Below are 8,067 nucleotides of genomic sequence, written 5' to 3'. Positions count from 1 at the left end.
GCCTGCCGGGGAACAGGCCGCTGCCCCCGCCGGGCGCGGCCTGCGGGCGGATCTCGCTGCGCAGCCGCTCCATCCGCTGGTCGAGCTCGTCCGCGACCCGGGCCGCGTCGTCGAGCTCGGCCCGCAGCGCGGGCGGGAGGTTCTTCTCGTACTTGTAGGAGAGCTTGTGCTCGGTGCTGGCCCAGAAGTCCATCGCGATCGTGCGGATCTGCAGCTCGACGGGCACCTGCTCCACATGGGTGGAGAGATAGACCGGCACCTGCACGATCAGGTGCAGGGAGCGGTAGCCGTTGGGCTTGGGGGAGGCGATGTAGTCCTTGACGGTGAGCACCTCGAGATCGCCCTGGGCGGCGAGGATGTCCGCGATCCAGTAGGCGTCGGCGACGAAGCTCGTGGTGATGCGGATGCCGGCGATGTCGTGGATCCGCTCGCGGATCGCGCGCACCGTCATCTCGCCCTCGGTGCGCAGCGCCTTCTCCATCAGGGACTCCACCGACTTCAGCCGGGTGCGCACGTGCTCGATGGGGGAGTAGTCGTGCATCTGCTCGAACTCCTTGCGGAGGATCTCCACCTTCGTCAGCACCTCGTCGATGCCGAACTGGTAGTGCATCCGCAGCGCGATGAACTCCTCGTACACCTGCCGCAGCCCCGCCGCGATCTCCTCCTGCTCCGCCGGGGTCGGGACATGCCCGCCGGTGCGCGCCGTGACCAGCTCACGGACCCTGTGCTCAGGGGGCTCCTGCGGTGAAGGGGCTGCATCCATCCGTCGACTCTCCTCGCGGTCCGGGCTCGGGCAGTCGATCCTGCCAGAGCGGGCTGGGTGCGACGTGGACGCACGCCAGTCGGACGTCCCGGCGGTGCCGCGCGCTGAGTGGGCGCGCCGACGAGAGGTGGATGCCTCGCGGAGCTCCAGCGGGGTGCGTTGTCGTCCGCGATGCGGTCCGCGGGGTGACGGCAAAGAAAAAACGCCCTGTCATCAGGGCGTTTCTTGGGGTGATCGACGGGATTTGAACCCGCGACCGCCTGGACCACAACCAGGAGCTCTACCAACTGAGCTACGACCACCATGTGCGACCTGACGGCCTGCAACGAGAGATCAGCATACCTGGTCCGGGCGGTGCTTTCCTCTCCGAAGCGGCCCGGAGGAGTGTGAGACGCATTGCATCGTCGACAGCGGCCAAGACAGCGCCACGACGGCGGACGCGATCCGCGCTCGGCGTCGCCGGGTGATGTGCCCCAGCAGCCCGCGGACGGAGGGACCGCGCGGCACCTGCCGCCCGGGCCCTCCTGCGGTCACGGCGGGGCACCGCTCAGAGCAGCTCGGCGCGCAGCTGCTCGGGCGACTTCGGGGAGAGCAGGCCCGGCGCCACGTCGAAGGGGGTGCGGGCGCCGTGCTCGCCGGAGGCGGCCAGACGCGCCGCGGCCCGGGCGTAGGCGACCAGCACGCTCGCGGTGAACTCGGGGTTCGACTCCTCCTGCAGGCGGTACTCGATGGTCTGCGTCGTGCCGGGAGAGGACTCGCCGGAGCGGATCACGAAGCCGCCGTGGGGTGCGCCCTGGTGGTCGCGGGCGAGCTCCTCGGCGGTGATGAAATGCACCGTCGTGTCGTACGGCTCGAAGTAGTGCGGCATCGTCACGATCGCCTCGCGCACCGCCTCGGCGTCGGCGCCCTCCTCGAGCACCACGAAGCACTCGCGCACGTGCTTCTCGCGGGTGCTGAGCTCGGGCCGCTCCCCGGCGCGCACCCGCGCGATCGCGTCCTCGGAGGGGATCGTGTACTGGACGCCGCCGGCGACCCCGTCCACGCGGCGCACCGCATCGGAGTGCCCCTGGGACAGGCCGCGACCCCAGAAGGTGTAGGTGTCGCCGGAGGCGAGGATCGCCTCGCCGAAGAGGCGGTTGAGGGAGAACAGGCCGGGGTCCCAGCCGGTGGAGATCAGCGCCGTGGTGCCGGCCTCGCGGGCCGCGGCGTCCACGGCCGCGTAGTGCTCGGGGATCCGGGCGTGGGTGTCGAAGCTGTCCACGACGGTGAAGCGGGCGGCGAGCTGCGGGGTCTGCTCGGGCAGATCCGACTTCGAGCCGCCGCAGAGCACGAGCACGTCGATCTCGCCGGCCATCGACTGGAGCTCGTCCATCGAGCGGACCGCGGTGTCCTCGAGGGCGGTGGTCAGGGTCGACGGGTCGCGTCGCGTGAAGACGCCCACCAGCTCCATGTCCTCCTGGAGGGAGACGGCGAGCTCCACGCCGCGTCCCAGGTTCCCGTAGCCGACGATTCCGAGGCGATGTGCAGTCATGGTCCTTGCTCTGGTCGAGGGGAGGCGCCCGCAGCGGCGGACGCCCTGGTCGATGCTACTGAAGCGCCGTCGACCGGGCACGGGAGCGCCGCGTGACGGGCCCCGCCCCGCGTTGCACGGCCCTCGGGGGAGGGGGAGACTGGCGGCATGATCGTCGCCTTCTCCGTCCAGCCCACCGGTGCCCCCTCCGACCCGGCCCTCGCCCGCGATCTCGGGGAGGGGGCCGATGCCGCGAGCGTGCACGACGCCGTCGCCGCCGCGGTGCGGGTCGTGCGCGACTCCGGCCTGCCCACCCGCACCTCCTCGATGTTCACCGAGATCGAGGGGGAGTGGGACGAGGTCATGGAGGTCGTCAAGCGCGCGACCGACGAGGCGGGCCGCTACGGCTCCCGCGTCTCGCTCGTGCTCAAGGCCGACATCCGGCCCGGCCACGACCGCGGCGAGCTCGACGGGAAGATCGAGCGGATGGAGGCCGCCGCGGCCCGGCTCGAGCAGAGCTGAGCTCCGACCGTCGACAGGACCTGCCCCCGGTGCTGCACCGGGGGCAGGTCCTGTGATGAGCGGCGGGACCTGCTCAGAGGTCGCTGTCCAGCAGCCCGTCGCGCAGCGCTGCCGACAGCGCCGGGGCGAGGGGCAGGCGCGGGATCAGCACGCACTGCAGCGCGTGGTAGATGTCGGGCTTGCCCGGCCAGGTCACGCCCTGCGGCTCGTTCTCGGGGTCGAGCTCGTGGAACCACGAGCCCTCCTCGGGATCGAGCAGGTAGGTGGAGATGTACTCCCACCACTGCTCGTAGCGCTCGGCCCAGACGCGCTCCCCGGTGACCCGGTGCATCACGGCGGCCGCGGCGACGGCCTCCGCCGCCACCCAGTGCATGCGCTCGGAGGAGACGGGCGTGCCGTCCCAGTCCACGGTGTAGACCCAGCCGGGCTTCCCATCGGCGCCGAAGGCCGCAGCGGACTTCTCCATCAGGGCGGTCGCGGCCTCGAGCATCCACTCCGGCGCTTCGCCGTCCAGTGCGATCAGCGAGGCGCGGGCCTGGAGCACCAGGCGGGACCACTCGATCCAGTGCCCGATCGTGGCGCCGTAGGGGCGGAACGGGTGGGCGGGCTCGTCGCGGTTGTAGTCCAGCAGCGGCGACCACTCCACGTCGAAGTGCTCGGGCAGCGCCCAGTCGTTGGCGCGCGCGAACTCATCGATCGCCCGGGTCGCGATGCCGACGGCACGGTCCAGCCAGCGCCGCTGCCCGGTCACGTCGGCCGCGGCCAGCAGCGCCTCGACCGTGTGCATGTTCGCGTTGATCCCGCGGTATTCCTCGCACTCGGAGAAGCTGCGGTCGAAGGTGTCCACGCTCATCCCGGAGCGCTCGTCGAAGAACTTCTCGTCGAGCACCGCGAGCGCCTCGTCCAGCAGCTGCTTCGCACCGGGCCGGCCGGCGGCGGTCGCGGAGGAGGCGGCGAGGACCACGAAGGCGTGGGCGTAGGCCTGCTTGGAGTCGTCCACGGTGCGGCCGCCCTCGACCGAGGCGAACCAGCCGCCGTGCTCGTCGTCGTGGAAGACGCCGCGCAGCGAGGCGATGCCGTGATCGGCGAAGCGGCCGAAGTCCGGGCGGCCCAGCATGTGGCCGAGCGCGAAGGCGTGCGTCATCCGGCAGGTGATCCACAGCTCGGAGGGACGGGAGAGGTCCGGGGCGCCGGTCTCGTCCAGCCACGCGAAGCCGCCGTCCTCCCGCACCGACTCGGAGCCGAAGACGAGCAGCTCGTCGGCCTCGCCCTCGAGCCAGCTGCGGTGCGAGGCGCGGTCCAGCCAGGGCACGTGCGGAGCGGGCACGGGCAGGGCCGGAGCGGTCTCGGCGTCCTCGCGCAGCTCGAAACGGCGCGCGGCTTCCTGGGCCTGGGCGGTGGTGGGGCCGGGCTTGGGGACCAGCAGCACCTCGCGGTAGTACTTCAGCTCCTGGATCGACTCGCGGATGTCGGCGAGCGCGCGGTGGCCGCCATGCTTGGCGGGGATGTTGTAGTACACCCGCGGGAACCAGCGCTTGGCCAGCTCCTTCAGGCTCGAGACGTCGATGGTGCGATAGGAGAGCCAGCCGGCGAACTCCGGCACGTCGCGGTCCAGGAAGGCGCGGTCGGTGCCGACACTGTTGCCGGCCAGCGGCGCCTTCCCCGGCTCGGGGCAGTGCTCCTTGACGTAGGCGAGACACTGCGCCTCCGCCTCGGCGAGGGTCATGCCGCCGTCGAGCTCCTCGAGCAGGCCGGAGACGGTGTGCATGTTCACCACGAAGGGATCCATGCCCTGCAGCGCCTCGGCCGGGGGCTTGATCACGACGTCGACGCCGTCCCCGAGGATGTTCAGATCGGCGTCGGTCACGAGGACGGCGATCTCGACCAGCGCGTCGCGCTGCTTGTCGAGCCCGGTCATCTCGCAGTCGACCCAGACGATGCGGTCGTTGATGGCACGAGTGGAGCTGGAGGTCACGGGACAACAGTAGCGTGGCCCCCGACGCCCCGGGCGGCCCCCGCAGGTGCGAGCGGGGAGGGCTGGCGTGCCCGAGAAGTTACTCTTTGGTCATCTGGTATCGACGACGAGCCGACGTGAGCCCCGGGAGGGATCCGCGATGAACATGTACCTCCGCCTGCTGCTGTTCCTGGCGCGCGTGCGCGGGAAGTCCCCGCTCGGCATCTGGGACACCTCCCATGCGAGCTTCCGCGTGAACCTCGCCGATCTCGACGTGCAGCGCCACATGAACAACGGCCGCTACCTCTCGATCATGGATCTGGGCCGCATGGACCTCATGCTCCGCTCCGGATTCTGGAAGCGGATCACCGACGCCGGCTGGTATCCGGTGGTCGCCGGGCAGACCATCACCTATCGCAAGTCCCTCACCCTCGGTCAGAAGTTCGACCTCGCCACCCGCGTGATGGGCTACGACGAGCGCTGGATCTACATGGAGCAGGTGTTCCGCCGCGGCGACACCGTCATCGCCGACGCGATCGTCCGCGCCCGCTTCCTGCGCAGCTCCGGCGGGTCGGTCGACGTGCAGGAGGTGCTGGACCTGCTCGGGCAGCCGCCCGCGGACCTCGTGCTGCCGGACTGGGTGGAGACCTGGAACCGCGAGTCCTCCGCGCACAGCCGGTCACTGGGGGAGCGGGGCCGCGGCCGCTGAGCTCTCGTCGGCCCGACGCGGCGGAGTGCACGGATGACGGCCTGTGACAGGAGGGCGTGACCGGCGCTCGAGGCGTCCCTACGGTGGCGCCATGACACTCTCCGACACCACCGCCGACACCGTCTCCCTCTCCACCTCGACCTCCGTCCCCGCCGCCGACCTCGACGCCAGCACGGCCGCCCGTTCCGACCGCCTCGACGCTGCGGGGACCGCCTGGGGCGAGCGGATCGACGCCCGCCGAGACTCCGCACACCTCACCTACACCGTCACCGGCCAGGGCGTCGGCGCCGTCGCGAGCACGCTCCGCGCCGGCCGCCACGAGTTCGCCGTGGACGAGCCCGCCGCCCTCGCGGGCGACGATCTCGCCGCGAGCCCCGTCGAGGTCGCGCTCGGCGCCTTGATCTCCTGCCAGGTCGTGGTCTACCGGCTCTACGCGCACGCGCTCGGCATCCAGGTCGACGACATCGACGTCACCGCGGAGGGAGACCTCGACGCGGCGCGGCTCTTCGGCAAGGACGAGTCCGTGCGGGCCGGGTTCGGGGACGTGCGCCTCCTGGTGCGCCTGACCGGCCCCGAGACCGCCGACCGCTACGAAGAGCTGCGGGCGGCGGTGGACGCCCACTGCCCCGTCCTGGACCTCTTCCAGAACCCGACCCCCGTCACCACCCGCGTCGAGGTCGCCGCAGGCTGACCTCGACCGCGTCGGGAGCCCGGTCCGTGGCGCCGAATCGGTGCCGCGGACGGGGATGTCCGGCGCGACGGACAGCAGCCGGATCCGGTCGGGAACGGAGCATCTCCGCGCGCGCCGCCTCGGCCTGGACGACGTAGATCCTGCCGGTGCGGGACATGCCCACAACCCTCCCGAGTCCGCCGGTCGGCTCGACGGCACGGGCGCGCCCTGCCTCGAGGCTGCGGCTCCGCGGCACGCTCCGGCAGGGGAGGCGGGGTCACTCCAGTGCCGCGGAGCGCCGCCTGACCTCCTCTACCAGGCTGACCACCAGCAGGACCACCACGACAGTCAGCAGGACCCACTGCTCGTATGGGATCGCGAGAATGCCGGTGACCCCGAGCGTGGCGAGATAGACGATGTGCAGCACCTTGAGCGGCACGCCCAGCAGGCGCGCACCGAAGGGGGTGCGGGCGAGTCGCAGGAGGAGCAGCAGCGCGATCGCGCCGAAGCTCAGCACCTTGAGGATCATCGGCGGCCTCTCGAAGGCGGTGCGGGGCTATGAGCGCCCCCAGCAGGACTCGAACCTGCAACCGACGGATTAGAAGGCCGTTGCTCTATCCATTGAGCTATGGAGGCTGACGGCGCACGAGTCTACCGACGCTGCGACGCCGCCACGGCCAGGAACGCAGTCCGTCTCAGCGACGTCGGCCACGCCGCTGGGCCGCCGACGGGGCCGGCGCGCCGGGCCCGGCCTGGCAGCGGGGGCAGAACCACAGCACTCGCGCCTCGGTGCCCTCGAGCCGCGGTTCGGCGAGCTCGCCGCGCTGGATCCGGGTGCGGCAGCGGCGGCACGGCTTCCCTCCGCGGCCGTAGACCCACAGGTCCCCGTCCCGGCCGAGCATCCCACCGGTGGTCACCCGCACCTCCCGGTCCCGGTTCAGCACGAGCAGGCGATGGGCGAGGTCGACGAGCGCGCCCGGGTCCTGCTCCGCGGAGACGGGCGCGGCGGGGTGGAGTCGGCGCAGGAAGCACAGCTCGCTGCGGTAGATGTTCCCGATCCCCGCCAGGACGTGCTGGTCGAGGATCGCGAGGCCGATCGGCCGCTCCGGCTCGGCGGCGAGGTTCGCGAGCGCCCGCTCCCGGAGGGAGGGGTCATCGTCCCACGCGGGATCGAGCAGGTCCGGGCCGAGGCTCCCGAGCAGCTTCTCCTCGTCGGCCGTGCGCAGCAGCTTCACCTGCTTCACGTCGTAGGCGATCGCCTGTACCTGACGACCGTCCTCGTGCCGGGCCTCGAGCACGATCCGGATCGTGTCGCGGGTGCGCGGCCCGGCGCTGGTGTCGCTGGAGCGCAGCGCCTTCCCCTCCACGTGCCAGATCCCGTCCATCATCAGGTGGCTGTGCAGGGTCATCGGCGGTGCCCCGGGCGCGGGCGGGACGAGCCGGATCAGCAGGTGCTTGCCGCGCGGGCGCACCTCGTGGACTCTCCAGCCGGTGAGGTCCACGGTCGCCGCGCGCGGGACCCGGAGGTCGCAGACGGTGAGCACGGCGCCGGCGAGCGCGTCGTGGAGGATCCGGCACTGGCGCGCGACGGTGTCACCCTCGGGCATCAGCGATCACCCGCCCGCAGTCGCAGCGAGCGCGGTGAGCGGTAGCAGCCGGCCTCCGCGAGCGCGGCCGTGATCGCCGCGACCGGCTCGGTGTCGATCCCGTGCCCGTCGATCCGCTCGATCCGCAGCTGCGGCAGACGGGAGTCCTCGGCGATCGCGCGGACGAGCTGGGCGGCGGCCTCGGGCGTCGCCTCCTCGTCGGCCCACCACAGCAGGTGCTTCCCGCCCTTGTCGACATAGGCCTGGACGTGCCCGTCCCGCAGCAGCACGAGCGCACCGGCGCGGCGGGCGGGCCGCGCCGTGGTCCCCTCGGGCGGGGCGATCGGCAGGGC

General features: G+C 71.9%; 9 protein-coding genes and 2 tRNA genes. 3 read left to right on the top strand and 8 right to left on the bottom strand.

Features of this window, described 5'->3' with window-relative positions; all coding sequences use genetic code 11:
- From HMPREF3159_RS14035 to HMPREF3159_RS14025, 3 genes are all read right to left on the bottom strand, one after another.
- Nucleotides 1-763 (bottom strand): GTP pyrophosphokinase (locus HMPREF3159_RS14035; RefSeq protein ID WP_070501751.1); only part of this gene is annotated, 763 nt, incomplete at its 3' end.
- A 226-nt stretch (nt 764-989) separates the two neighbouring features.
- Nucleotides 990-1,065 (bottom strand) — tRNA-His (locus HMPREF3159_RS14030).
- A gap of 245 nt (nt 1,066-1,310) precedes the next feature.
- Nucleotides 1,311-2,294 (bottom strand): diaminopimelate dehydrogenase, encoded by a 984-nt coding sequence (locus HMPREF3159_RS14025; RefSeq protein ID WP_070501750.1) that lies wholly within the window; start codon nt 2,292-2,294, stop codon nt 1,311-1,313.
- A gap of 147 nt (nt 2,295-2,441) precedes the next feature.
- Here HMPREF3159_RS14025 and HMPREF3159_RS14020 point away from each other — a divergent pair, with 147 nt between their 5' ends.
- Nucleotides 2,442-2,795, top strand: coding sequence for a thiamine-binding protein (locus tag HMPREF3159_RS14020; RefSeq protein ID WP_010549700.1), 354 nt, complete (start codon nt 2,442-2,444; stop codon nt 2,793-2,795).
- Between the two features lie 73 nt (nt 2,796-2,868).
- On the opposite strand, the gene orn is transcribed toward HMPREF3159_RS14020, so the two are convergent.
- The gene (orn, locus tag HMPREF3159_RS14015) at nt 2,869-4,770 is read right to left on the bottom strand and encodes an oligoribonuclease (protein WP_083305964.1); all 1,902 of its coding nucleotides are present in this window, start codon (nt 4,768-4,770) and stop codon (nt 2,869-2,871) included.
- A 139-nt stretch (nt 4,771-4,909) separates the two neighbouring features.
- On the opposite strand from orn, the gene HMPREF3159_RS14010 reads away from it, so the two are divergent.
- Together HMPREF3159_RS14010 and HMPREF3159_RS14005 are read left to right on the top strand one after the other, a co-directional pair.
- On the top strand, nt 4,910-5,458 hold the full coding sequence (locus HMPREF3159_RS14010; protein ID WP_070501749.1) for an acyl-CoA thioesterase: 549 nt from the start codon (nt 4,910-4,912) through the stop codon (nt 5,456-5,458).
- A gap of 91 nt (nt 5,459-5,549) precedes the next feature.
- Nucleotides 5,550-6,149 (top strand): OsmC family protein, encoded by a 600-nt coding sequence (locus tag HMPREF3159_RS14005; protein WP_070501748.1) that lies wholly within the window; start codon nt 5,550-5,552, stop codon nt 6,147-6,149.
- A 256-nt stretch (nt 6,150-6,405) separates the two neighbouring features.
- Here HMPREF3159_RS14005 and HMPREF3159_RS14000 read toward each other — a convergent pair whose 3' ends face one another.
- From HMPREF3159_RS14000 to HMPREF3159_RS13985, 4 genes are all read right to left on the bottom strand, one after another.
- Nucleotides 6,406-6,657 carry a hypothetical protein gene (locus HMPREF3159_RS14000; protein WP_070501747.1) on the bottom strand — a complete coding sequence of 84 codons (252 nt, stop codon included), beginning with the start codon at nt 6,655-6,657 and terminating at the stop codon, nt 6,406-6,408.
- A 34-nt stretch (nt 6,658-6,691) separates the two neighbouring features.
- A tRNA-Arg gene (locus HMPREF3159_RS13995) sits at nt 6,692-6,764 on the bottom strand.
- 59 nt (nt 6,765-6,823) lie between these two features.
- Nucleotides 6,824-7,735, bottom strand: coding sequence for a DNA-formamidopyrimidine glycosylase family protein (locus HMPREF3159_RS13990; protein WP_070501746.1), 912 nt, complete (start codon nt 7,733-7,735; stop codon nt 6,824-6,826).
- Nucleotides 7,735-8,067: hypothetical protein (locus HMPREF3159_RS13985; RefSeq protein ID WP_141748246.1), on the bottom strand; the 333-nt coding region annotated here is incomplete at its 5' end. The genes HMPREF3159_RS13990 and HMPREF3159_RS13985, both read right to left, overlap by 1 nt.

Origin of the sequence: Brachybacterium sp. HMSC06H03, assembly GCF_001807385.1 — a bacterium.
GTDB classification, from domain to species: domain Bacteria; phylum Actinomycetota; class Actinomycetes; order Actinomycetales; family Dermabacteraceae; genus Brachybacterium; species Brachybacterium conglomeratum.
The sequence above is the reverse complement of the archived record's forward strand: the minus strand, read 5'-3'. Positions and strand labels throughout refer to the sequence as shown.

Bases quoted from the DNA above. Each gene is read 5' to 3' on its own strand.
- HMPREF3159_RS14025 (WP_070501750.1), bottom strand. From the start codon at position 2,294: ATGACTGCACATCGCCTCGGAATCGTCGGCTACGGGAACCTGGGACGC.
- HMPREF3159_RS14020 (WP_010549700.1), top strand. From the start codon at position 2,442: ATGATCGTCGCCTTCTCCGTCCAGCCCACCGGTGCCCCCTCCGACCCG.
- HMPREF3159_RS14000 (WP_070501747.1), bottom strand. From the start codon at position 6,657: ATGATCCTCAAGGTGCTGAGCTTCGGCGCGATCGCGCTGCTGCTCCTC.
- HMPREF3159_RS14005 (WP_070501748.1), top strand. From the start codon at position 5,550: ATGACACTCTCCGACACCACCGCCGACACCGTCTCCCTCTCCACCTCG.
- HMPREF3159_RS13990 (WP_070501746.1), bottom strand. From the start codon at position 7,735: ATGCCCGAGGGTGACACCGTCGCGCGCCAGTGCCGGATCCTCCACGAC.
- HMPREF3159_RS14010 (WP_070501749.1), top strand. From the start codon at position 4,910: ATGAACATGTACCTCCGCCTGCTGCTGTTCCTGGCGCGCGTGCGCGGG.